Annotated in this window: 23 protein-coding genes; 14 read left to right on the top strand and 9 right to left on the bottom strand. The window is 72.1% G+C overall.

The window, feature by feature from the left end:
- Positions 1-10: 10 nt before the first annotated feature.
- Positions 11-1,300: a citrate synthase gene (locus ACZ407_RS04170; RefSeq protein ID WP_468125308.1), complete on the top strand. Its 1,290-nt coding sequence runs from the start codon at positions 11-13 to the stop codon at positions 1,298-1,300.
- 455 nt (positions 1,301-1,755) lie between these two features.
- Here the strand turns inward: ACZ407_RS04170 and ACZ407_RS04165 are convergent, their stop codons facing one another.
- Both ACZ407_RS04165 and ACZ407_RS04160 read right to left on the bottom strand, forming a co-directional pair.
- The gene (locus ACZ407_RS04165; protein WP_468125306.1) at positions 1,756-4,137 is read right to left on the bottom strand and encodes a heavy metal translocating P-type ATPase; all 2,382 of its coding nucleotides are present in this window, start codon (positions 4,135-4,137) and stop codon (positions 1,756-1,758) included.
- A gap of 79 nt (positions 4,138-4,216) precedes the next feature.
- The gene (locus ACZ407_RS04160) at positions 4,217-4,522 is read right to left on the bottom strand and encodes a heavy-metal-associated domain-containing protein (RefSeq protein ID WP_468125305.1); all 306 of its coding nucleotides are present in this window, start codon (positions 4,520-4,522) and stop codon (positions 4,217-4,219) included.
- A 225-nt stretch (positions 4,523-4,747) separates the two neighbouring features.
- Between ACZ407_RS04160 and ACZ407_RS04155 the strand changes: the two genes are divergently transcribed.
- Positions 4,748-5,020 carry a hypothetical protein gene (locus ACZ407_RS04155; RefSeq protein WP_468125304.1) on the top strand — a complete coding sequence of 91 codons (273 nt, stop codon included), beginning with the start codon at positions 4,748-4,750 and terminating at the stop codon, positions 5,018-5,020.
- Entirely contained in the window at positions 5,014-5,238 is a 225-nt protein-coding gene (locus ACZ407_RS04150) for a hypothetical protein (RefSeq protein ID WP_468125303.1), read from the top strand. Before ACZ407_RS04155 ends, ACZ407_RS04150 begins: the two co-directional genes overlap by 7 nt.
- Here ACZ407_RS04150 and ACZ407_RS04145 read toward each other — a convergent pair.
- Positions 5,216-6,019: a TetR/AcrR family transcriptional regulator gene (locus ACZ407_RS04145; RefSeq protein ID WP_468125301.1), complete on the bottom strand. Its 804-nt coding sequence runs from the start codon at positions 6,017-6,019 to the stop codon at positions 5,216-5,218. The genes ACZ407_RS04150 and ACZ407_RS04145 overlap by 23 nt on opposite strands.
- A 143-nt stretch (positions 6,020-6,162) precedes the next feature.
- Between ACZ407_RS04145 and ACZ407_RS04140 the strand changes: the two genes are divergently transcribed.
- A complete protein-coding gene (locus ACZ407_RS04140) occupies positions 6,163-8,385 on the top strand; it encodes an MMPL family transporter (protein WP_468125300.1) in 2,223 nt (740 codons plus the stop codon).
- Between the two features lie 220 nt (positions 8,386-8,605).
- On the opposite strand, the gene ACZ407_RS04135 is transcribed toward ACZ407_RS04140, so the two are convergent.
- The 3 genes from ACZ407_RS04135 to ACZ407_RS04125 form a co-directional block, all read right to left on the bottom strand.
- On the bottom strand, positions 8,606-8,809 hold the full coding sequence (locus ACZ407_RS04135) for a helix-turn-helix transcriptional regulator (protein WP_468125299.1): 204 nt from the start codon (positions 8,807-8,809) through the stop codon (positions 8,606-8,608).
- Positions 8,810-9,043: 234 nt separating this feature from the next.
- Positions 9,044-10,057, bottom strand: coding sequence for a Gfo/Idh/MocA family protein (locus tag ACZ407_RS04130; RefSeq protein ID WP_468125297.1), 1,014 nt, complete (start codon positions 10,055-10,057; stop codon positions 9,044-9,046).
- Positions 10,058-10,103: 46 nt separating this feature from the next.
- Positions 10,104-11,018 (bottom strand): sugar phosphate isomerase/epimerase family protein, encoded by a 915-nt coding sequence (locus ACZ407_RS04125; protein WP_468125296.1) that lies wholly within the window; start codon positions 11,016-11,018, stop codon positions 10,104-10,106.
- A 75-nt stretch (positions 11,019-11,093) separates the two neighbouring features.
- Between ACZ407_RS04125 and iolC the strand changes: the two genes are divergently transcribed.
- The 10 genes from iolC (at position 11,094) to ACZ407_RS04075 (ending at position 20,008) form a co-directional block, all read left to right on the top strand.
- Entirely contained in the window at positions 11,094-12,011 is a 918-nt protein-coding gene (gene iolC / locus ACZ407_RS04120; protein ID WP_468125480.1) for a 5-dehydro-2-deoxygluconokinase, read from the top strand.
- Positions 12,002-12,844, top strand: a complete 843-nt coding sequence (gene iolB / locus ACZ407_RS04115; protein ID WP_468125295.1) for a 5-deoxy-glucuronate isomerase — start codon at positions 12,002-12,004, stop codon at positions 12,842-12,844. The genes iolC and iolB overlap by 10 nt, the downstream gene beginning before the upstream one ends.
- Entirely contained in the window at positions 12,841-14,718 is a 1,878-nt protein-coding gene (gene iolD / locus ACZ407_RS04110) for a 3D-(3,5/4)-trihydroxycyclohexane-1,2-dione acylhydrolase (decyclizing) (RefSeq protein ID WP_468125293.1), read from the top strand. Before iolB ends, iolD begins: the two co-directional genes overlap by 4 nt.
- 10 nt (positions 14,719-14,728) lie before the next feature.
- Positions 14,729-16,228: a CoA-acylating methylmalonate-semialdehyde dehydrogenase gene (locus tag ACZ407_RS04105; protein ID WP_468125291.1), complete on the top strand. Its 1,500-nt coding sequence runs from the start codon at positions 14,729-14,731 to the stop codon at positions 16,226-16,228.
- Between the two features lie 201 nt (positions 16,229-16,429).
- Positions 16,430-16,657 carry a hypothetical protein gene (locus tag ACZ407_RS04100; protein ID WP_385426202.1) on the top strand — a complete coding sequence of 76 codons (228 nt, stop codon included), beginning with the start codon at positions 16,430-16,432 and terminating at the stop codon, positions 16,655-16,657.
- Positions 16,635-17,162 (top strand): DUF6879 family protein, encoded by a 528-nt coding sequence (locus ACZ407_RS04095; protein ID WP_468125289.1) that lies wholly within the window; start codon positions 16,635-16,637, stop codon positions 17,160-17,162. The genes ACZ407_RS04100 and ACZ407_RS04095 overlap by 23 nt, the downstream gene beginning before the upstream one ends.
- A gap of 13 nt (positions 17,163-17,175) precedes the next feature.
- Positions 17,176-18,024, top strand: coding sequence for a helix-turn-helix domain-containing protein (locus ACZ407_RS04090; RefSeq protein ID WP_468125288.1), 849 nt, complete (start codon positions 17,176-17,178; stop codon positions 18,022-18,024).
- Between the two features lie 494 nt (positions 18,025-18,518).
- On the top strand, positions 18,519-18,752 hold the full coding sequence (locus ACZ407_RS04085) for a DUF7848 domain-containing protein (RefSeq protein WP_468125287.1): 234 nt from the start codon (positions 18,519-18,521) through the stop codon (positions 18,750-18,752).
- Positions 18,753-19,012: 260 nt separating this feature from the next.
- Positions 19,013-19,453 (top strand): glycine-rich domain-containing protein, encoded by a 441-nt coding sequence (locus ACZ407_RS04080; protein WP_468125285.1) that lies wholly within the window; start codon positions 19,013-19,015, stop codon positions 19,451-19,453.
- A gap of 123 nt (positions 19,454-19,576) precedes the next feature.
- Positions 19,577-20,008, top strand: a complete 432-nt coding sequence (locus ACZ407_RS04075) for a hypothetical protein (RefSeq protein ID WP_468125284.1) — start codon at positions 19,577-19,579, stop codon at positions 20,006-20,008.
- 84 nt (positions 20,009-20,092) lie between these two features.
- Here ACZ407_RS04075 and ACZ407_RS04070 read toward each other — a convergent pair whose 3' ends face one another.
- The 3 genes from ACZ407_RS04070 to ACZ407_RS04060 all read right to left on the bottom strand — a co-directional run bounded on the left by ACZ407_RS04070 (position 20,093) and on the right by ACZ407_RS04060 (position 23,227).
- The gene (locus ACZ407_RS04070) at positions 20,093-20,275 is read right to left on the bottom strand and encodes a hypothetical protein (RefSeq protein WP_468125282.1); all 183 of its coding nucleotides are present in this window, start codon (positions 20,273-20,275) and stop codon (positions 20,093-20,095) included.
- Positions 20,276-20,902: 627 nt separating this feature from the next.
- Positions 20,903-22,090 (bottom strand): hypothetical protein, encoded by a 1,188-nt coding sequence (locus ACZ407_RS04065; RefSeq protein ID WP_468125281.1) that lies wholly within the window; start codon positions 22,088-22,090, stop codon positions 20,903-20,905.
- Positions 22,091-22,153: 63 nt separating this feature from the next.
- Entirely contained in the window at positions 22,154-23,227 is a 1,074-nt protein-coding gene (locus tag ACZ407_RS04060) for a WxL protein peptidoglycan domain-containing protein (RefSeq protein WP_468125279.1), read from the bottom strand.
- Positions 23,228-23,433: the final 206 nt, after the last annotated feature.

Below are 23,433 nucleotides of genomic sequence, written 5' to 3'. Positions count from 1 at the left end.
GAGGGATGACGTGAGCGACAACTCTGTAGTACTGCGGTACGCGGACGGTGAATACACCTACCCGGTGGTCGACAGCACCGTCGGCGACAAGGGCTTCGACATCGCGAAGCTCCGCGCCCAGACCGGTCTGGTCACCCTGGACAGCGGCTACGGCAACACCGCTGCCTATAAATCCGCGATCACCTACCTGGACGGCGAGCAGGGCATCCTGCGCTACCGCGGGTACCCGATCGAGCAGCTGGCGGAGCGCTCGACCTTCATCGAGGTCGCGTACCTGCTGATCAACGGCGAACTGCCGACGGTCGACCAGCTCGCGTCGTTCCGCAACGAGATCACCCAGCACACGCTGCTGCACGAGGACGTCAAGCGCTTCTACGACGGCTTCCCGCGCGACGCCCACCCGATGGCCATGCTGTCCTCCGTGGTCAGCGCGCTGTCCACCTTCTACCAGGACAGCCACAACCCGTTCGACGAGAAGCAGCGCCACCTCTCGACGATCCGCCTGCTGGCCAAGCTCCCGACCATCGCGGCCTACGCGTACAAGAAGTCGGTCGGCCACCCGGTCGTCTACCCGCGCAACGACCTCGGCTACGTCGAGAACTTCCTGCGCATGACCTTCTCCGTGCCGGCCCAGGAGTACGAGCTCGACCCGGTCGTCGTCTCGGCGCTCGACAAGCTGCTGATCCTGCACGCGGACCACGAGCAGAACTGCTCGACCTCCACCGTCCGCCTGGTCGGCTCCTCGCAGGCCAACATGTTCGCGTCGATCTCCGCGGGCATCAGCGCCCTGTGGGGCCCGCTGCACGGTGGCGCCAACCAGTCGGTCCTGGAGATGCTCGAGGGCATCCAGGCCAACGGCGGCGACGTCGACTCCTTCATCAACAAGGTGAAGAACAAGGAGGACGGCGTCCGCCTGATGGGCTTCGGCCACCGCGTCTACAAGAGCTTCGACCCCCGGGCGAAGATCATCAAGGCGGCTGCGCACGATGTCCTCTCGGCGCTCGGCAAGTCCGACGAGCTGCTCGACATCGCGCTCAAGCTGGAGGAGCACGCGCTCTCCGACGACTACTTCGTCCAGCGCAACCTGTACCCGAACGTGGACTTCTACACGGGTCTGATCTACCGCGCCATGGGCTTCCCGACCGAGATGTTCACCGTGCTCTTCGCGCTCGGCCGGCTCCCCGGCTGGATCGCCCAGTGGCACGAGATGATCAAGGAGCCGGGTTCCCGCATCGGCCGCCCGCGCCAGATCTACACCGGCGAGGTCCTGCGCGACTTCGTCCCGGTCGAGGCCCGCTGACACCGGCAGCCCCGCCCCTGCCGCCGCACGCGGCGGACCCGAGCAGCAAAGAAGCGCCCCGCCGTCGATCCCCCCACGGGTCGACGGACGGGGCGCTTCCCCATCCCCGGTCCGGGTTCCCCCCACGGGACCCGTTCCGGGCGTCTGTGCGGAGCCGTCGTACGGCTCCAAGAGCGGTCTGCCGGGACCCGTACGTGTCGGGAGGGCCGCTCAAAGCTCCCCGCGGAGGCACGCGCCCCGGCCTGCGGACGCCCGGACGTCCCCCAAGACGTCCGCCGAACGTCCCCCAAGACGTTCTTGGCATCGCCTCATTAGACTCGCCCTCCCCCCGATTGGTTACGCCACCCCCCATGTGATCTGTGTCTCTTGTGAAGAACAGGTGCGGGAAATGCGGAGGCCGCCCCCCGTAGGAGGCGGCCCGATGGCGCGTGAATCGCTGGATCGAAGGCCTCTGATCAGCGGAAAGAGCGCAGTCGAAGGCTGTTGGTCACCACGAAGACCGAAGAGAAGGCCATCGCGGCTCCCGCGATCATCGGATTGAGCAGTCCCGCCGCGGCCAGCGGCAGCGCCGCCACGTTGTAACCGAAGGCCCAGAACAGGTTGCCCTTGATCGTGGCCAGGGTCCGGCGGGCGAGCCGGATGGCGTCCGCCGCCACCCGCAGGTCCCCGCGCACCAGGGTCAGGTCGCCCGCCTCGATGGCCGCGTCGGTGCCCGTGCCCATCGCGAGCCCCAGGTCCGCCTGGGCGAGCGCCGCCGCGTCGTTGACCCCGTCGCCCACCATGGCGACCGTACGGCCCTCCGCCTGCAGGCGCTTGACCACGTCCACCTTGTCCTGCGGCAGCACCTCGGCGATCACCTCGTCGATGCCCACCTCGCGGGCCACCGTCTCGGCCACGGCCTTGTTGTCGCCGGTCAGCAGCACGGGGGTGAGGCCGAGGGCGCGCAGCCGGGCCACGGCCTCGGCGCTGGTCTCCTTGACCGCGTCCGCGACCGTCAGGACCCCGCGGGCGGCCCCGTCCCAGGCCACCGCCACCGCCGTACGCCCGTCCGCCTCGGCGGCGGCCTTGGCCTCGGCCAGGGCGGGCGGCAGGGCGATCGACCGGTCGGCGAGCAGCTGCTCCCGGCCCACCAGCACGGCGTGGCCGTCCACCATGCCCCGGACCCCGAGTCCGGGCACGTTCTCGAAGCCCTCGGGCACCGGCAGGGAGCCGGCGCGCTCGGCGGCGCCGGCCGCCACCGCCCGGGCCACCGGGTGCTCGGAGGCGTGCTCCAGGGCGCCCGCGAGGCGCAGCAGCTGCCGCTCGTCCACCCCGTCGGCGGCGAAGACCCCGTGCAGGGCCATGCGGCCCGTGGTGACCGTGCCGGTCTTGTCGAGGACCACGGTGTCGACCCGGCGGGTGGACTCCAGCACCTCCGGCCCCTTGATCAGGATGCCCAGCTGGGCGCCGCGGCCGGTGCCGACGAGCAGGGCGGTCGGGGTGGCCAGGCCCAGGGCGCAGGGGCAGGCGATGATCAGGACCGCCACGGCGGCGGTGAAGGCGGCCGTCGGGTTGTCGGTGGCCAGCAGCCAGCCGGCCCAGGTGGCCAGGGCCATGACGAGCACGACGGGCACGAAGAACGCGGAGATCCGGTCGGCGAGCCGCTGGACCTCGGCCTTGCCGTTCTGCGCGTCCTCGACGAGCTTCGCCATGCGCGCCAGCTGGGTGTCCGCGCCGACCCGGGTGGCCTCGACGACCAGTCGGCCCGCCGCGTTGACGGTGGCGCCGGTGACGGTGTCGCCCACGCCGACGTCCACCGGCACGGACTCGCCGGTCAGCATCGAGGCGTCCACGGCGGAGCTGCCCTCGACCACGGTGCCGTCCGTGGCGATCTTCTCGCCGGGGCGGACGAGGAACCGGTCGCCGACCGCAAGCCGGGAGACGGGGATCCGCACCTCGGTCCCGTCGCGCAGCACGGTGACGTCCTTGGCGCCGAGTTCCAGCAGGGCCCTCAGGGCGGCGCCCGCCTTCCGCTTGGAGCGGGCCTCCAGGTAGCGGCCGAGCAGGATGAAGGTGACGACCCCGGCCGCGACCTCCAGGTAGATGGTGGAGGCGCCGTCGGCGGCCGAGGCGGTGAAGTCGAAGCCGTGGCGCATGCCGCGCATGCCGGCGTGCCCGAAGAACAGGGCCCACAGGGACCAGCCGAAGGCGGCCAGGGTGCCGACGGACACCAGGGTGTCCATGGTGGCGGCGCCGTGCCGGGCGTTGGTCCAGGCGGCCCGGTGGAAGGGGAGGCCGCCCCAGAGCACGACCGGGGCCGCGAGGTACAGGGACCACCACTGCCACAGGTCGAACTGGAGGGCCGGGACCATGGCGAGCAGCACCACTGGGGCGGACAGCACGGCCGAGACCGCCAGCCGGCGGCGCAGGGCGGCGAGCTCGCGGTCGCGCGCGGGGGCCTGCCCGGCCTGCTCGGCCTGCTCGGAGCCCTCGGGGGTGTCCGCCGCTTCCGCCGCATGCGCGGTGGCGGCGGGGGAGTCCGTGCCGGCGGCGGCCGCGGGGGCCGGTGCGGTTGCCGGGGGCGCGGCGGCCGAGGGGGGCTCCTCGGCGGTGTAGCCGGTCTTCACCACGGTGGCGATGAGGTCCGCCACCTCGGTGCCGGCCGGGTAGGACACCCGGGCCTTCTCGGTGGCGTAGTTCACCGTGGCGGTGACGCCCTCCATGCGGTTGAGCTTCTTCTCGATGCGGGCTGCGCAGGAGGCGCAGGTCATCCCGCCGATCGACAGCTCGACCAGGGAGGCCGGGCCGGTGGCCGGGGCCGCTTCGGTCGGTTCTTCGTGCACGGTGCTGCTGCTCATGTCCGAGCTCCAGAAGGGAGGGCCGGACCGTACGGAACCAGTATCAGCTGGACGGCACGGTCCGGCGGGAATCTGCTGGTCAGGCCTGGCCGGCGAGCTCGTAGCCCGCCTCGTCCACGGCGGCGCGGACCGCCTCGGCGTCCAGCGGGGCGGCCGAGATCACCGTGACCTCGCCGGTGGCGGCCACGGCCTTGACCGAGGAGACGCCGGGCAGCGCGGAGAGCTCGGCGGTCACGGCCCCCTCGCAGTGGCCGCAGGTCATGCCGGTGACCCGGTAGACCGTGGTGACGGTGCCGACCTGCACGGCGGCCGCACCGTCGTGGCAGGAGCCCGTGCTGGAGCAGCAGGAGGCGGCGGGCTGCTGGGTGTCCGTCTCGGCGGTCATCTCGTTCTCCTCTATCGGGGTCGTACGGGTGGTCGTACGGGTCCTGCCGGTGCAGAAGCCGCACGGCGTGCCAAGTCTGTCGGCGGGCGGCGGCGGAAGGTTCCACCGGGGCTCGCCGTGTTGACAACACTATACCCCCAGGGGGTATTCCCTCCAGGGCTTGTGGCCGCTCCTCCGCCTCGTTCGGCCGGACGGGTGGGTGTGCGTGCCACGTAAATGTCCCATATGTCGGAGTCGGGGGCGCTGATCCCGGTCATGGCCGTCGCCGGGACCCTGGTCGGCAGCGCCCGGTTCGCGGTCCGTCGGGGCGTGCTGCTGCTGGTGGTCGTGCTCGGGCCGGCGGAGGTGATGGGCCTCGGCATCCTGCTGAGGGGCCTGCGCGGCGGGCTGATCACCCGCTGGTCCTGGCCGGTGCGGCTCCCGAGGGCAGCGCCCTCGTGCTCTCCGGGGCGGCGGCCACGGGCTTCGGCTTCCTGGTCCCGCTGTTCTTCGTGGTGACCGGGATCGAGTCCGACCTGCACTCCCGGCCCGCCGGCGGCCGCACCCTGCTGCCCCTGCCCCTGCCCCCGCTCCTGCTGCTGTTCCTCGCGGTGCGGGCGCTGCCCCTGCCGGTCTTCCCGCTGCTCGGGCTCGGGTCCGGGCCGGGGGCGGGACCGGGCGGGCGGCCGGGCCGCGGCCCCGGCCCGGAGCGGGTCAGCGGCTCGGGGTCGTGGTGACCATCGGCTCCAGGTAGCGCAGCAGTACGGTCTTCAGCTCGGCCGCGTACGCCGCCCGCTCCGCGCCCTCGTGCGCCAGGATCAGGTCGAGCCCGGACTTGAAGATGCCGAGCACCGTGACGGCGACCCGGGTCAGCTGCTCGGGCGGGGTGCCGGGGGCGAAGGTCTGCAGGATGCCCTCGATCCGGGTGACCAGCCCGGCGTGCAGCTCCTCGTGCTCCTGGGTGATGCCCGGGATCCCCGAGCCGTGCATGAGGGCCCAGAAGGCCGGGTTCTCGCAGTTGAACTCGATGACCGGGTCGAGGACCGCGTCGATCAGCAGGGGCAGCGGCAGCCGCAGGTTCTCGGGCAGGAAGGCCTGCCCGTGCATCTCGTGGGCGCGGTGCAGCAGCTGCCCGCCCAGCTCGATGGCGATGGCCTCCTTGTTCGGGAAGAACTGGTACAGCGTCCCCGGGGAGACGCCCGCCTCGCGGGCGATGGCGTTGGTGCTCGCGGCGGCGTAGCCGTTGCGGCAGAACACTCCGGCGGCGGCCTCCAGCAGCTGCGCGATGCGGCGCTCGCCGCGGGCCTGGCGGCGGCGCGGCTTGGCGGCCCCGGGCTCGCCCGCGGCCTCCAGGGCGGCGGCCGCCTCGTCGAGCCCCCGGCTGCTGCTGCGCCGGCGCAGGCTCGCCCGCGCGTCGGCGCCGGGGTCCCGGGTGCCGGTCTCCCCGGCTTCCGGCTGCCGGGTCTCCGGCTGCCGGGTCTCCGGCTCCTGGATGTCCTGCTTCCTGGGCTGGGGCACGGCTCATCCCTTACTTCTCAGGGGTGATTGACAAACGCGAGAGGTCGCTCGCATTCTTGGGGAACGCGAGCGATCACTCGTGTTTGCCAGTCTATGGCAATGGACGACCCGTCTCCGGGTCACGGTGAAGGGGACACCGCGTCATGTCCGTAGTCAAGAAAGCTGCTCCGGGGGGTGGCTGGACCCGGTTCGTCACCGCCCGGCCACGGCTTTCGCTGCTGCTCGCCCTGCTCGTCACCGCCCTCGCCGTGTTCGCCGGCAGCGGGGTCGCCGACCGGATGGGCAGCGGCGGCTGGCAGGACCCCGGCGCGGAGTCCACGTACGCGACCAAGGCCCTGGAGCGCGAGTTCCCGGCCTCCCAGCCCAATCTGCTGCTGCTCGTCGACTCCGGGCCACCGGGCGTGGACGATCCGGGCGTGGCCGCCGAGGCGGCCCGGATCAGCCGCCGGCTCGCCGCCGAACCGGGCATCACCGGGGTCGGCTCCTACTGGCAGACCCGCTCGCCCGCCCTGCGCTCGGCCGACGGCCGGCAGGCACTGATCGCCGCCCGGGTCACCGGGGACGAGAAGACCGCCTCCGAGACCCTGGGCCGGATCGCCCCGCACTACCGGGGCACCCACGGGCCGGTGCAGGTGGCGCTCGGCGGCCCGGTGGCCGTGCAGCGCGCGATGACCACCACCGTCCAGGAGGACCTGGTCCGGGCCGAGCTGATCGCCCTGCCCGTCACCCTCGTCCTGCTCGTCCTGGTCTTCGGCAGCGCCGTCGCGGCCCTGCTGCCGCTCGCCGTCGGAATCGTCGCCATCCTCGGGACCAATGCGGTGCTGCGCGGCCTCACCGAGATCACCGAGGTCTCCGTGTTCGCGATGAACCTGACCACCGCACTCGGCCTCGGCCTCGCGATCGACTACGCCCTGTTCATCGTCCGCCGGTACCGCGAGGAGCTCGCCGCCGGGCGCGATCCCCGGGTGGCCGTCGGGGCGACCTTGCGCACCGCGGGCCGCACCGTGCTGTTCTCCGCGCTGACGGTCGCCGTCTCGCTCTCCGCGATGCTGCTGTTCCCGCAGTACTTCCTGCGTTCCTTCGCCTACTCCGGGGTGGCCGTGGTGCTGCTGGCCGCGGCCGCCGCCCTCGTCCTGCTGCCCGCCGCGCTGGTCCTGCTGGGCGAGCGGGTCAACTCCCTGGACCTGCGGGCGCTGTGGCGACGCAGGCGGGCCGCGCAGCCGGCCCGCGGTTCCGCCCCGGGTGCGGGCTGGCTGCGGCTGGCCGTGCTCGTGATGCGCCGCGCCCCGCTCTTCGCCGTGGCCACCACCGCCGGGCTGCTGCTGCTCGGACTGCCCTTCCTGGACGTCCGGTTCGGCACCCCCGACGACCGGCAGCTGCCGCGCACCGCCGAGGCCCATGTCGTACAGCAGCACATCCGCGAGGGGTTCCCGGGCAGCCCGGACGGCGAACTGCGGATCCTGGCCGAAGGCGTGGCCGCGCCCGCGCAGTACGAGGAGTACCGCGGCCGGCTCGCGGCCCTGCCGGGCGTGGCCCGCGTGGACGGCCCCCTGCGCTCCGGGGAGTTCGCGGCCTTCTCGGTGCTCGCCGAGGGCGAGGCCGTGGGCCGGGACGCCCAGCGGCTGGTGGGCGAGGTGCGTGCGGTCGAGGCACCGTTCGAGACGGCGGTGACCGGCCGGGCGGCCGTCCTGGTCGACTCCAAGGACGCCATAGCGGAGCAGCTGCCCTGGGCGGGCGCCCTGATCGCGGGGGCCACCCTGCTGCTGGTCTTCCTGCTCACCGGCAGCCTGCTCGTCCCGCTCCAGGCGGTCCTGCTCAACGCGCTGAGCCTCACGGCGATGTTCGGGGCCGTGGTGTGGGTCTTCCAGGAGGGGCACCTGTCCGGGCTGCTGGGCTTCACCTCGACCGGGGACATCGAGACCACCCTGCCGGTGCTGATGTTCTGCATCGCCTTCGGACTCTCCATGGACTACGGGGTGTTCCTCATATCCCGGATCAAGGAGGAGTTCGACCGGACCGGGGACCACGAGGCGGCCGTCCGCACGGGGCTCAGCCGGACCGGAGGACTGATCACCGCGGCCGCCGTGATCCTCGCGGTGGTGATGGTGGCCATCGGGACCTCGCGGGTGACCAACACCAAGATGCTCGGCTTGGGGATCGCCCTGGCCGTCCTCATGGACGCGATGGTGGTGCGCAGTCTGCTGGTGCCGGCGGTGATGAAGCTGACCGGCCGTGCCACCTGGTGGGCCCCGGGGCCGCTGCGCCGGCTGCACGACCGGTTCGGACTGAGCGAGGGGGAGTCCGCCTCCGCCGCCGACCCGGAGGCCCCGACGAAGGCCGGACCCGTCCCGGCCCCGGTGGGCTGAGAGCCCGAGGCCCGGGGCCCGGGGCGGGCGCCGGGCACCGGGCACCGGGTCTCGGACTCCGGCTCCCGGGGCTTCGGACTCCGATCCCGGGCCTCGGACCTCGGCTTCTGGGCTTCGGGCCCCGGGGCCGGGCGCCGGGCTTCGGATCCCGGGCCTCGGCCCCGGCCACCCGGCCGCGGGCCGTGGCGGCCCCGGCTGTGGGGCACGCCGCGGAGTGCCCTCAGGCCTCCGTCTGCCGGCTCCGGTTGCCGGGGCGGCGGGCCACCCAGTCCCGGATCGTGTCGGCGAACCAGTACGGCTTCCCCGCCTCCACATGGTCCGGGGCCGGGAGCAGCCCGTGCTTGCGGTACGAGCGCACGGTGTCCGGCTGCACCCGGATGTGGGCGGCGATCTCCTTGTACGACCACAGCTTTCGGTCGGTCATCTGCGGCACCTCCTTGTCCGCGCCGCAGGCGCGGCCGGGAGGCCGTCGGGGGAGCCTGGCGCGGACGCCGGTGATCACTCGGTGATCACTCGGCCTCTGCCCCGGAAACGACTACCGGTGACCGCAGGGGAGTGGTTGTGGTCCGGCCGTGGCCGAAGACCCGCGGAACGCGGACATACGTGACGCGCGTGCAACCCCCGTGACGCGAGCGGGACATGAGGTGCGGGGCGGCGGTCAGCAGTACAGGGACGGCTTCGGGACGAGCTCCACGGGGGTGCGCACCCCCGTGTGCATCGCCCGTACGCCCGCCTCGCTGACGGCGGCCGCCGCGTAGCCGTCCCAGGTGCTCGGTCCGCCCACCCGGCCCTGCCGGAGGCCCTCCACCCACCTCCGCAGCTGACGGTCGTAGGCATCGGCGAAACGCTCGGTGTAGTCCTGGGTGATCGCCCCGCCCCAGCGGCCCCCGGACTGCACCACCATGGCCCGGCCGTCGCCGATCCGGGCACTCCCCGACTCGCAGACCGCCTCGCACTGCACCTGGTAGCCGAAACCGCAGTTGACGAAGATCTCGACGTCCACGATCGCGCCCCCGGCCGTCTCCAGCAGCACCAGCTGAGGGTCCCGCAGCCCGGCCGGGGCCGCCGAGGAGGAGGCGGGGGAGAGCACGGTCACCGCCGTGACCTCCTGCCCCAGCAGCCAGCGGGCCGCGTCCACCTCGTGCACCACCGAGTCGTTGACGAGCATCTCGGAGGTGAAGAAGGACGGGGAGGAGGCGTTGCGGTGCCGGCAGTGCAGGAACAGCGGCCGGCCCAGCTCCCCGCTGTCCAGCAGGGCCTTCAGCTGCTCGTACTCCGCGTCGTACCGCCGCATGAAGCCCACCTGCACCAGCCGCCGCCCCCGCCGCTGCTCGGCCTCCAGCACCCGCAGGGCGCCCGCCGCGTCCGGGGTCAGCGGCTTCTCGCACAGCACCGGCAGGCCCCGCGCGAAGCACTCCAGGAGCGCGGCCTCGTGAGCCGCGCCCGGAGAGGCGATCAGTACGGCGTCCACCCCCGGGGCGGCCAGCGCCGCCGCCGGATCCGTGTGCGCGGTGCACCCCTCCAGGCCCGCCGCCACCTCCTTGACCCGGTCCCCGTCCGGGTCCGCCACGGCGGCCACCCGGGCCCCGCTGATCATCCGGTCGATGCGCCGGACGTGGTCCGCGCCCATCCGGCCCGTCCCGAGCACCGCGATTCCGAGCGTGCCGCTCACCGTTCCCCCTCCGTGTGCCGTATGCCTGCGCCGGCCATCCTGCCCGTCACAGCAGCCCGCAGGTGCGCAGATGGGCGCGCGTGCGGCGGGCGATGGGCAGCGGTTTCTCCGGCGGACAGGGGTACATGTCCTGCTCCACGATCGCGAACAGCTCGGTGCCCAGCCGCTCCGCCGCGGCCAGTACCGGGCCCAGCTCCGGCACCCCGCCGGGCGGCTCGCACATCACCCCGCGCGCCACCGCCGGACCGAACGGCACCCCGTCGGCGACCACTTCGGCGAGGATCCGGGGATCCACCTGCTTGAGGTGCAGGTAGCCCAGCCGCTCCCCGTAGGTCTCGATCAGCTGCACGCTGTCCCCGCCGCAGTAGGCGTAGTGCCCCGTGTCCAGGCACAGCGAGACCAGCTCCGGATCGGTGGCGTCCAGGAACCGCGCCACGTGCTCCGGGGTGTCCACGTGGGTGTCCGCGTGCGGGTGCACCACGATCCGCAGCCCGTACCGGTCCCGCACCTCGCGGCCCAGCCGCTCGGTCTGCCGGGCCAGCTGCCGCCACTGCTCCGCGCTCAGCTCGCGGTCCTCCAGGACCGCGCCGGTCTTGTCGTCCCGCCAGAAGGACGGGATCACCACGAGGTGCCCGGCCCCCGTGGACCGCGTCAGCTCCGCGATCCGCGACACGTGCTCCCAGGTCTGCTCCCAGACCGCCGGTCCGTGATGGAGTCCGGTGAACACCGTTCCCGCCGACACCTTCAGTCCGCGCTTGCCGGTCTCCTCGGCGAGTCGCACGGGATCGGTGGGCAGGTAGCCGTACGGGCCGAGTTCGATCCACTCGTACCCCGCCTCGGCCACCTCGTCGAGGAAGCGCTCCCAGCCGGTCTGCCGGGGGTCCTCGGGGAACCACACCCCCCAGGAGTCCGGGGCCGAGCCGAGCCGAATACGGGTCAACGCAGGCGGGGAGGAGGTCATACGGCCACCTTAGGTCGAGAAGCGCACGGAAACAGGAGGACTGCTGTGACCACCGATCCGTTTGAACTGATCGCGATGGGGCGGATCGGAGTGGATCTCTACCCACTCGAGAGCGGAGTGCCGCTCGCCCGGGCCGACACCTTCGGCAAGTTCCTCGGAGGCTCACCGGCCAACGTGGCCGTGGCCGCGGCCCGCCTCGGCCGCCGCACCGCCCTCGTCAGCCGCACCGGGGCCGACCCCTTCGGCGCGTACCTGCGCGAGGAACTGCGCGGCTTCGGCGTGGACGACCGCTGGCTGGCCGAGGTCCCCGCCTACCCGACCCCCCTCACCTTCTGCGAGATCTTCCCGCCCGACCGCTTCCCGCTGTACTTCTACCGCCACCCCAAGGCCCCCGACCTGGAGATCCGCCCGGACGAGCTCGACCTCGCGGCCCTGTCCGCCGCCCGGATCCTGTGGGTGACCGGCACCGGCCTCAGCGCCGAGCCGAGCCGGTCCGCCACCCTCGCCGCCCTGACCGCCCGGAACCGGGCCGGCACCACCGTGTTCGACCTGGACTGGCGGCCCGTGCTGTGGGACTCCGAGCCCCACGCGCACTACCGCGCCGCCCTGCGCCTGGCCACCGTCGCCGTCGGCAACACCGAGGAGTGCGAGCTCGCCACCGGCACCCGCGACCCGTACGGGGCCGCCCGCGCCCTGATCGCCGCCGGGGTGGAACTGGCCGTCGTCAAACGCGGCCCCGCCGGAGTGCTGGCCGTCCACCGCGACGGCACCACCGCCGAGGTGCCGGCCGTCCCCGTCGAGACGGTCAACGGACTCGGCGCCGGGGACGCCTTCGGCGGCGCCCTGTGCCACGGCCTGCTCGCAGGCTGGGAGCTCGGCCGCGTCATCCGGTACGCCAACGCGGCCGGGGCCATCGTGGCCTCCCGGCTGGCCTGTTCCACCGCCATGCCCTTCCCCGCCGAGGTCGAGGAGGTGCTTCAGACGTGCCCGTGACCGCCGACCACCGCCTCGACCACACCCGCCTGCGGATCCTCACCCTCGCCCCCGGCGAGGAGCACGAGGGGCAGTGCGGCCCCGCCGAGTGGATCCTGCTGCCCCTCGCCGGCTCCTGCCGGGTCTCCGTGACCCCCGCCGGCGCCCCGCCCGAGGTCTTCGAACTCCGGGGCCGCGAGAGCGTCTTCACCGCCCTCACCGACTTCGCCTACCTCCCCCGCGGGGCCGCCTTCCGCGTCCGCGCCTCCGCCGGCGGCCGCTTCGCCCTCGCCGGGGCCCCCTGCACCCGCGAACTGCCCGCCCGCCACGCCCCGGCCGCCGGGGTTCCCGTGGAACTGCGCGGCACCGGCAGCTGCTCCCGGCAGGTCAACAACTTCGCCGCCGCCGACGTCTTCGACTGCGACCGCCTGATCGCCGTCGAGGTCCTCACCCCCGGCGGCAACTGGTCCTCCTACCCGCCCCACAAGCACGACGAGGAGCACCCGGGCGAGGAATCCCGGCTGGAGGAGATCTACTACTACGAGATCGCCCCCCACGGCACCGCCCCCGGGGTCGGCTACCAGCGCGTCACCCCCTCCCCGCACGGGAAGACCGACGTGCTCGCCGAGGTCCGCACCGGCGACGCCGTCCTCATCCCCGACGGCTGGCACGGCCCGTCCATCGCCGCCCCCGGGCACGCCATGTACTACCTCAACGTGATGGCCGGCCCCGGCGCCGACCGCGCCTGGCTCATCCGCGACCACCCCGACCACGCCTGGATCCGCACCACCTGGCCGGACTCCCCGGTGGACCCCCGGCTGCCCTTCTACTCCCACGGGGAGGACCCGCGATGACCGCCACCCGCCGCCTGACCACCGCCCAGGCCCTGATCGCCTTCCTCGCCGCCCAGTACACCGAGCGCGACGGGGAGCGGCACCGGCTGATCGCCGCCACCTGGGGCATCTTCGGCCACGGCAACGTCGCCGGCATCGGCCAGGCCCTGCTGGAGACCGGCACCCATCCGGTGAACGGCATGCCCTTCCTCCAAGGCCGCAACGAGCAGGCGATGGTGCACGCCGCCGTCGGCTACGCCCGCCGCCGCGGCCGCCTCTCCGCCCACGCCGTCACCACCTCCATCGGCCCCGGCGCCACCAACCTCGTCACCGGGGCAGCCCTCGCCACCGTCAACCGGCTGCCCGTGCTCCTGCTCCCCGGGGACACCTTCGCCACCCGCCCCGCCGACCCCGTCCTCCAGCAGCTGGAGCTCCCGTACGCGGGCGACGTGTCCGTCAACGACACCCTCCGGCCGGTCTCCCGCTACTTCGACCGCATCACCCGCCCCGAGGCCCTGATCCCCGCCGCCCTCCAGGCCGTACGGGTCCTCACCGACCCCGTGCAGACCGGGGCCGTCACCCTCGCGCTGCCCCAGGACGTGCAGGCCGAGGCGTACGACTGGCCCGAGGAGTTCTTCGCCGACCGGGTGTGGACCGTACGCCGGCCGCGGCCCGACCCCGTGGAGCTGCGCGCCGCCGCCGATGCCGTGCGCTCCGCCGCCCGCCCGCTGCTCATCGCCGGCGGCGGCATCCGGCACAGCGCGGCCGAGGCGGCCCTGCGCGCCTTCGCCGAGGCCACCGGCATCCCCGTGGCCACCACCCAGTCCGGCAAGGGCTCCCTGCGGCACGACCACCCGGCCGAGGTCGGCGCCGTCGGCCACACCGGCACCGCCGCCGCCGACGACCTCGCCCGCGAAGCCGATCTGGTGATCGCCGCAGGCACCCGCCTCACCGACTTCACCACCGCCTCCGGCACCCTCTTCCAGGACCCGGGAGTGCGGTTCCTCGGCCTGAACCTCGACCCCTTCGACGCCCACAAGCAGGCCGCACTGCCCCTCGTCGCCGACGCCCGCGCCGCGCTCGACGCGCTGCGCGAGGAACTCGCCGGCCACCGCGTGGCCCCCGCCTACGAGCAGACGTACCGGGCCGCGAAGCGGTACTGGGACGGGCTCGTCGAGCAGGCCTGCCGGGCCCCCGACGAGACGGCCCGCCCCACCCAGGCCCAGGTGATCGGCGCCCTCGACGCCGTCGCCGGGGACGAGGACGTGGTCGTCAACGCGGCCGGCTCCCTCCCCGGCGACCTCCACCGGCTGTGGCGGGCCCGCTCCCCGCACCAGTACCACGTGGAATACGGCTACTCCTGCATGGGCTACGAGATCCCCGCCGCCCTCGGCGTGGCCCTCGCCGACCCCGGCCGCCCGGTCTGGGCCCTGGTCGGCGACGGCTCGTACCTGATGAACCCCACCGAGCTCGTCACCGCCGTGCAGGAGCGGATCCCCCTCAAAGTGGTGATCGTGGACAACCACGGGTACGCCTCCATCGGAGGGCTCTCCGAGGCCGTGGGCGCCGAGCGGCTGGGCACCGCCTTCCGCTATCCCGAGGCCCCGCCGGACGCCCCGGCCGTGGACCTCGCCGCCAACGCGGCCTCCCTCGGGATGGCCGTCATCCGCGCCCGTACCGTCCGTGACCTGCGGGAAGCCCTGGCCCGGGCGCGGGAGGCGGACCGGCCCACATGTGTCTACGTGGAGACCGAAACGGCCGACACAGTGTCGGGCCCGCCCCCCGCACAGGCGTGGTGGGATGTTCCTGTGGCCGCGACCGCGACCCGCACGTCCGCGATCAAGGCCCGCGAAGAGTACGACCGGCAAGCCGCAGCGCGACGTCGCCATCTGTGAAGGAGTAGCAATGAAGACCGTCAACCACTGGATCGGTGGCAAGACCGTCGAGGGCGCGTCGGGCAACTTCGGCCCGGTCACCGACCCGGCGACCGGCCAGGTCACCACCCAGGTCGCGCTCGCCTCCGCCGAGGAGGTGGACCACGCGGTACAGGTCGCCCGCGAGGCCTTCCAGACCTGGGGCCAGTCCTCCCTCGCCGCCCGCACCAAGGTGCTCTTCGCCTATCGCGCCCTGCTCGACGCCAACCGCGACGCGATCGCCGAGCTGATCGTCGCCGAGCACGGCAAGGTCCACTCCGACGCCCTGGGCGAGGTCGCCCGCGGCCTGGAGATCGTCGAGCTGGCCTGCGGCATCACCACCCAGCTCAAGGGCGAGCTGTCCACCTCGGTCTCCAGCCGCGTGGACGTCTCCGCGATCCGCCAGCCCCTCGGCGTGGTCGCCGGCATCACCCCGTTCAACTTCCCGGCCATGGTGCCGATGTGGATGTTCCCGCTGGCCATCGCCTGCGGCAACACCTTCGTCCTCAAGCCGAGCGAGAAGGACCCGTCGGCCGCCAACAAGCTCGCCGAGCTGGCCAAGGAGGCCGGCCTGCCCGACGGCGTGCTGAACGTGCTCCACGGCGACAAGGTCGCCGTCGACGCCCTGCTCGCGCACCCGGACGTGGCGGCCGTCTCCTTCGTCGGCTCCACCCCGATCGCCCGCCACATCCACACCACCGCCTCCGCCAACGGCAAGCGGGTCCAGGCCCTCGGCGGCGCCAAGAACCACATGCTGGTCCTGCCCGACGCGGACCTCGACGCCGCCGCCGACGCGGCCGTCTCCGCCGCGTACGGCTCGGCCGGCGAGCGCTGCATGGCCATCTCCGCGGTCGTCGCCGTCGGCTCCATCGCCGACGAGCTCGTGCAGAAGATCCGCGAGCGCGCCGAGAAGATCAAGATCGGCCCCGGCAACGACCCCACCTCCGAGATGGGCCCGCTGATCACCAAGGCGCACCGCGACAAGGTCGCCTCGTACGTGCACGGTGCGGCCGCCCAGGGCGCCGACGTGGTCCTCGACGGCACCGGCTACACCGTGGACGGCTTCGAGGAGGGCCACTGGATCGGCCTCTCCCTGCTCGACCACGTCAAGACCGACTCCGACGCCTACCGCGACGAGATCTTCGGCCCGGTCCTGTGCGTGCTGCGCACCGAGACCTACGAGGAGGGCGTGGCCCTCATCAACGCCTCGCCGTTCGGCAACGGCACCGCGATCTTCACCCGCGACGGCGGCGCCGCCCGCCGCTTCCAGCTGGAGATCCAGGCCGGCATGGTCGGCGTCAACGTCCCGATCCCGGTCCCCGTGGGCTACCACTCCTTCGGTGGCTGGAAGGACTCCCTCTTCGGCGACCACCACATCTACGGCAACGACGGCATCCACTTCTACACCCGCGGCAAGGTCGTCACGACCCGCTGGCCGGACCCGTCCGAGGCCCCCGCGGGCGTGGACCTCGGCTTCCCGACGTCTCGATAATGCCTGACGCCTGACAGGCACCCCAAACACAGGACCCCCGGCCAACCCTCACCGGCCGGGGGTTCCTGCTGTCTCCGTCCGGCAGCTTCCGGCCAGACAAGGCCATCCGTCGCGCAAGTTCGTGCAAGTTCGGTGCGCCCGAGAGTACCCACGACGCAAGCTTGCACACAGAGATCGTCAGCCCCGAGCGAGGAGGACACCATGGCTCTGCACAAGCTTGGCAAGGACCCTGAGAGCAAGGACGGCGGCTCGCCCACGATCTACCTGGACGACGCCACCGACACGTACCTGGTGCAGGGGTTCAAGGTGACGGACGCGGAACGCAGGCAACTGATGGACATCCCCGACCATGAGGATGTCATCGAGCTGCCGCGACGCATGGTGCAGTTCTTCTTGGAGGTTAAGGGTGCCGACGGTCCCGTCGTTTGAGGAGCTTCTCGCTTCGACCGAGCACAGCGCGATCCATCTGGAGATGCGGGACGGCTACATGGAGTCCGACCCCAGCTTCATCGCCTGGAAACAGGGCCTCCGCGACCTCCCCGAAGACAACGACCCCGAGATCCGTCACTGGCTGAAGTGGGTCCGCAAGGCCACGGACAGGGGCGTGTCAATCCGTCGCGCCCGGGTGTTCTCCGTCCCGGAATCGGACTATCTCAGGTTCGAGCACCACGTCTCGGACGCCAACGTGAAGGCCGGTGAGGAGATCAGGTGGCTGCCTCGCCGCAACGCTACTGACATCGCCTTCCCGGGCAACGACTTCTGGGTCTTCGACAACAAGACCGTTCTTGTCCTGCACTTCGACGGGAACGGCGAAAGCGCCCCGGGCGACTGGTTGGAGATGACCGAGGACCCCACGATCCTCAAGCTGTGCGTGGGCGCGTTCGAAGCTGTCTGGGAACGGGCTACGCCGCACTCGGAGTACCAGCCCACCTGACGCCTGCCTGCCCGTGAACACGTCACCTTCATCAGCAGTCCAAGACGCCCGTGCTGCCCTCGGCAGGCGGCTGCGAGACCTTCGCAAGCCGACCGGCCTGACAGCGCGGGCGCTGGCCGCGCGTGCGGGTTGGAGCGAGTCCAAGGCATCTCGCATCGAGAACGGCAAGACACCTCCCTCGGACCAAGATCTCCTTGCCTACGTCACCATCTGCGGCGTCCCAGAGGACTACGAAGACCTACGCGCCACGGCCCACGGCATCGACGAGATGTACGTCGAGTGGAAGCGATTGCAGCGCGCCGGCCTCAAGCACGTCCAAGAGGCCCACGTGCCTCTGTACGCCCGTACGAGCCGCTTCCGCATCTACGAGCCCGGGGTGATCCCCGGCCTGCTTCAGACGGCCGACTATGCGACCGCCATCATGAAACGGATCGTCGCGTTCAGGCAGATCCCGGACGACGTGGAAGCAGCGGTCAAGGTGCGCATGCTGCGCCAGCGCTACCTACATGACGCCCATCGGCACTTCGGCATCGTGCTGGAAGAGTCGGCGTTGCGCTCCCGCTTCGGAGGACCGGGGGTCATGGCCGCCCAGCTTGGCCACCTCCTTCAGATCGCCGTGCTGCCTAACGTCAGCCTCGGTGTGGTGCCCATGAGCGCTGAACGCGTCATGTGGCCCGTCGAAGGCTTCTGGATCTATGACGACAGCCAAGTGATCATCGAGCTAGCCACGGCACAGGTCACCGTGAAGCAACCCAGCGAGATCGAGACGTACGCCCACATGTTTGCTGAGCTGGCCAAACTCGCCTGCCATGGGCAGCCTGCCCGTGCACTGATCGCGGAAGCCATCGCCGCACTCGGGTGATTCCCCGCAAGCCCATGCAAGTTCGTTGAGACCGTTCCAGGCTCTCCCTAGCTTCGTCGTATTGAACGCGAAGTCATCGGGAGGGGTGCCGTGGCCACCAGCACGCAGACGAGACCGACCCATCCGGCCGTAGTGAGCCTCTTCATGCCCCCTCTGGCCGGCCGCTCCCCCGACGTGCGGGACGTGCCGCAAGTGGGACAAGCGGCGTCGCGAGGCTCGGGGTCCCCTGCGGGGCACGGTCATAAGCGACATGAACGTTCTGATCCGTCGCCACGCCGCGCGGGGGCACCAGTGAGAATCCGGCTCACTCCCCAGGGCCGCCAGGGCTGGCCGGTCGCTACGGCCACCTGCGGTGTGTGCGTCGCCCTGGACGTGGAGCGGAGCGAGGCGTACGAGGCCGGAGAGTTCCGCGAGGTAGCCAAGATCAACGAGGAGATCCGGAACCACCCCCACATGCGGAAGAGGCCCCAGGCTGAGGCACAGGGGGTGAACGCGTGAAGTCGGTCATGCGCTTCGTGAACCACCGGATCATCTCGCTGCCCCGGAAACCTCCGAAGGTCTCCGCGAAATGCCTGTACGAACACTGCACGTGGGAGGCGACGACGAGCGCGGACTCCGTGGATGTTGACCGCCAGTGCATGAGCCACACGGGCCTGCACCCGTCCCACGCGCTGTTCCGGCGCACGTACGAGGACACCGCAGTGGTTCAACGGGTGAGCCGTGACTGACGGCCAGGAGCAGCCTCCCCGCATCCCCCGCTTACTCACCCTGGCCGCTGGCGCGGCATGGGTCGTAACGGTCGCCATGATCGTGGCCCGTGGCTGGGGCGCGTAGCCCCTCAAAAGACCCCCGCCCCTTGTGGGGGCGGGTGCACTTTCCAACCTCGGCAGGAGAGGAGGTGCAGCGATGACGGACCCCGGCGACAAGGAGGGCGGTGGCCAGTTCCCGCCCCCGCCCGCAGCCTGACCAACCCTGACAGGAGGCACAGATGACGACCATGCTCGAAACCCCCGTCGCCTTACGGCGCGGGCGGGATCTCGTCAGCCCTGAGCTGTTCGAGAAGGTGTCCGAGTTCTGCGCGGAGGAGTACGGACACGAACTGTCTACCGCGCGCCGGATCGTGGACCAGGCCCTGGCCTTCCTCAAGGTCATGGGCGACACCCGCGCGTTCGACATGACCCCCTCGGACGCCGTGGACCCCGGCTGGCACTCGTTCGTGCTCCACACGCAGGCGTACGCGGCGTGGTGCCACGAACAGTTCGGATTCTTCCTCGGGCACGAGCCCAAGGCCACCGTCCGCACACGGCCGCTGATCGGGTCCGTGGTGGAACGCGTGAAGGCGGCTGGCTTCTACGTGGACGACCAGCTGTGGGGAGCCGCGAAGGAGTGCAACCCTCCGGCCTGCTGCGGTGACGGCGACGGCTGCTGAGGGAGTCGCGTAGCACTCCCGGGAACGGCACGGCGTTGCTCTGTGCCTGAACCACCCCTCATGAACGACAGCGGTCCGGGCGTGGCTAAGGCGCCCGGACCGCCGCAGCCAAGGGTTCCAAAGATGAGCAGCAATGACGAGGGCCTCGCCGGACGAAGCAGGGTCACCGTGTTCCACATGTTCGGCGCAGTCTTCGGGTACGCCACCCACCACCTTGACCAACGGCGGATCGGGGACGTGGGAATCGTCGGCCCGCTGACACCGGGCGTGGAGTGGCCCCGGCTGTGGCAGATGGCCCGGAACTGCGGGAAGTCCGCTGCCAAGGACACTGAGCTTGCACAGTGGATCCTGATCCAGGCAACCCGCTCGTTCGTCTGCGGCAGCGGCCGCATCGCCCAGTTTCAAGACCAGGGATGGAAGCTCGAACCCGGCGGGAAGCGGGTCAGCTTCGAGGTGACGTACGCCAACCGCGACCACCTATGGACCGGGAACCTGGCTGTGGAAGGGCTCACGCCTGACCAGGTCGCCGAACGCCCATCCATCTACCGCGCCTAGTCGGAGTTGAGAACGGGCGTCGTGGAACGCTGCTGGTCAGATGCCTTGCCGGTATAGCCCGCGGGGCCCCAACTCGGCTGGGCCTCATCGCTTCTTCCAAAAGCCCATGAGCTCCGCCAAGGCTCTGATGATCTCAGGCCGATGGCCTGGGTCAGCCTTGCGTAAAGCGATCATCAGCGCGGCAAGGAACATGAAGACCAAGAGGGCGAAGAACGCGATTAGCGCGTTCGGACCCGAAGCGGCCAACTCTTGCATGACGGCCCACATCGTCTCTCCTAAGGACGGTCAGGCCGTTGCCTTCGAGAGGATGTGCCGGAGCACGCAAAACCTCAACGAAGGCAGACGGGAGTGTCTGCCAGAAAACACAGCCGCCCGCTGGCTGCGCCCCCCGCCGTAGTCGGCGAGTGGTGTTCGTTGAGGTCGCAGAGACCTTGAAATGAAACAGGGTGGAGAAAGGTGCGGGCTGATGTGGTGTGTCACCACCACACGCATCCGGAGACAGCGCGCTCCAGAAGCAAGGTTGAGACTGCTGGCTGCTTGGCTACTTGCACCTATCGGATCTTCTTCCATGCCGACACGGCGAACGCCGACTAGCACATGGCTCGATAGATCTAACAAGTGCACCAACAACGTACTACCGCCGCATGTCATATGACTACAACCCTGATCAGAAACCTCAGTTGGGTTCGCTCACGCCTGCCACCCATCCGGCAGGAGCTTCGAGCCGCCTGCACACGTCTCGCTCGCGTCACCGGCGAGAGGGCACTCACGCTCGTACTCCGGGGTCTGCTCGTCCGGCCAAAGACCACCAGCTCCCGGACCATCACCCGGGCGAACCCCCGGTGTCACGAGCACGGCCCCGACTCAACCGGCCGGGGGTTCCTGCCGTTTCCGTCACGGGGTCAGCAGCGGCCAGACCTCGCGGGCGGCCCGCGGGCTCCACAGCGGATCGGCGTGCCCGTGGCCGGGTACGACCGTGAAGGAGACGCGCCGGTTGCCGCCCGCGCGGATCAGCTCGGCCCCGCGCGGGTGCTCGCCGCGCCCCAGCTCGGTGTTGACCCACACCACCTCGGCCCGGATCCGCTCCCAGGCGATCCGGTACGTCCCCTCGTCCCCCGCCCACACCGCGGCCAGGTCCCGCATCAGGGCGGTCGGCAGCAGCCCGCTGCCCAGGGCCGAGACCGCGGAGTGCCAGACGGACAGCGGGGTCAGGTCCAGCGCGAACGAGTCCTCGGCCGGGGAGGGCCCGAAGGCGTACCCGCCCGCGCTGTGCCCCCGTACGTAGATCCAGTTCGCGGGTCCCGGCAGCAGGGCGGTGCGGGTCAGCGCGAAGTGGGCGAGGCCCGCGTGCGTGAAACGGGTCGCGGGATCGGCCGGCCGGGGGACCGGCGAGGTCCCGTCCGGGTCGGCGACGGCCCGGGCCACCAGCGCGGCCAGCCCGGGATCGCTCGCGTGCACCCCCTGCCGCAGCTGGGCCTGGTACGCGTCGCGGAGCTGCGCGGCGCGCGCGGCGAGGCCGCCCGTGTAGGGGCCCGTCGTGTCGAGCGCCACCACCCGGCGCAGCCCCGGCGAGTCGTCGGCGGCCGCCGTGTCCAGGGCGAGCGCCGCCCCGGCCGAGTGCCCGAGGTACTGGTACGGCAGCCTCAGAACGGGATCCAGGGTGCGCACCACCCGGCGCAGGTCGCGGCGGTGCGCGGCCAGCCCCCGGCCCGCGGTCGTCTCGCCGGGCCGGGCCGCGTCCTCGCGCGGGGTCACGCCGATCACCAGGTGGCCGCGCTCGCGCAGGTGGTGGGCCAGGTTCCGGTCGCCCGGGGTGAAGAAGGCGGCGGCGAAGTTCAGCCCGCCGCCGGGCAGCAGGTACGTGACCGCCCTCGGCAGCCGGCGGGTGTCCGCGACCACGTCGAGCGACAGCGGTACCGGTCCGCCGAGCCGGAGCGCGAACACGGCCCGGATCCAGCCCTCGCCCTGGAACAGGGCCGCCGGGGCGCAGCCGAGGGCCTCGGCCAGCCGCGGGACGATCACGCCGGGGCCCGCCGCTGCGGGACCCGGCCCGGGCTCCTGAGCCCGTTCGTACGTGGTCACCTGGTGCCTCCCCCTGCCGGTGGCCGGACGGGTGCCGGCCGTCGGAGGAACCACCCTCCCCGTTCAGTGCGCCTGCGCCAAGTCCCGTTCCGGCACGGGCTCCCCGTCCGCCGGACGGCGGCGCCTGCGGCGTACCGCCCAGCCGGCCGCGGCGGCGCCGGTGAGCACCGCGAGCACGCCCAGCGCGAGCCAGGGAACCGCGAGGAACTGCGCCCGGCCGGTCTCCGACAGGTCCGGGTACGCCTTCGCCGTCGCCGTGATCCGTACCGTGGCCCGGTCGAACTGCGGGGCGCCGGACCAGGTTTCGGTCAGCTCGATGCGCTGTCCGGGCAGCAGGACCAGCTTCCGGTCCCGGGCCGGGCGGTGCAGCAGGCTCCGGCCGAAGAGCCCCTCGGCGGCGACCGCGATCTCCGGACTCAGCACCACGTTCCCGTGGTTGACCAGCGTGTACCGGACGGTGGCCCGGGCCTTGCGGGTCCAGGGCAGCAGCGGGGCGTCGCGGCTGACGCGCACGTCCTCCACGCCGACGGCGGGGGTGAGCGGGCCGGGCACGCGGAAGTAGATCCGCGCGCCGACCGAGCGCCGGACGCCGACCTGGACCTGCCCCTCCTTCCTGATCCCCTCCACCTTGGTGTTGAGGGCGACGATGCCGCCGACGTGGTCGCCGGGCGCGGCGTCCTCCGGCACCCGGACGCGGAAGGGGATGTCCTTGCGGCCCTTGGCGGGCACGGTCACCGTGCCGCCGGCCACCTCCGGCGGCAGCTTCACCCAGGCGCCCAGGCCGCGGGGGCGGGTCTCCACGGGCAGCAGGGCGAACGCGCCGCCGACGGGGGTGTTGACGGCGTCGGTGGCGAAGACCTTGAAGGTGATGTCCCGGTCGGAGGAGTTGACCAGGGTGACGCTGTCGGAGACGGCCGCGCCGGCCTCGCCCTGGTGGAAGAAGTAGGCGCGGTCGGTCGTCGCCTTGCCCGCGGCGGGGGTGGGGAACACCCCCCAGGTGCCGTTCTCGGCGGCGGCCGCCGGGGTGGCCGCGGCCGGCCCGGCGAGGGCGGCCAGCAGGCCGAGGAGCAGGCCCGGGACGAGGCGGTGCAGGAGGGCTCCCGGGGTGGCGGTGCGGGCGCCGGTGCGGATGCGCATGGCTCGTTCTCCAGACGGCGGTCGGGCGGGGGCGGCGGTCCGGGACGGGGACGGGTGGTGCGGCGAGGGGTGGTGCGGCGAGGGGTGGTGGGGGGGGGGGGGGCCCCACCCCCCCGTGGGGTCTCTCCCCCCAGGTCCGTCGTCCGATGAACCAAAAAGCTCCCACAAAACTGTCCCCCTTCCTGCACACCGAAGACCTCCACCCG

This window comes from Streptomyces sp. NPDC030809 (assembly GCF_055572195.1).
The sequence above is the reverse complement of the archived record's forward strand: the minus strand, read 5'-3'. Positions and strand labels throughout refer to the sequence as shown.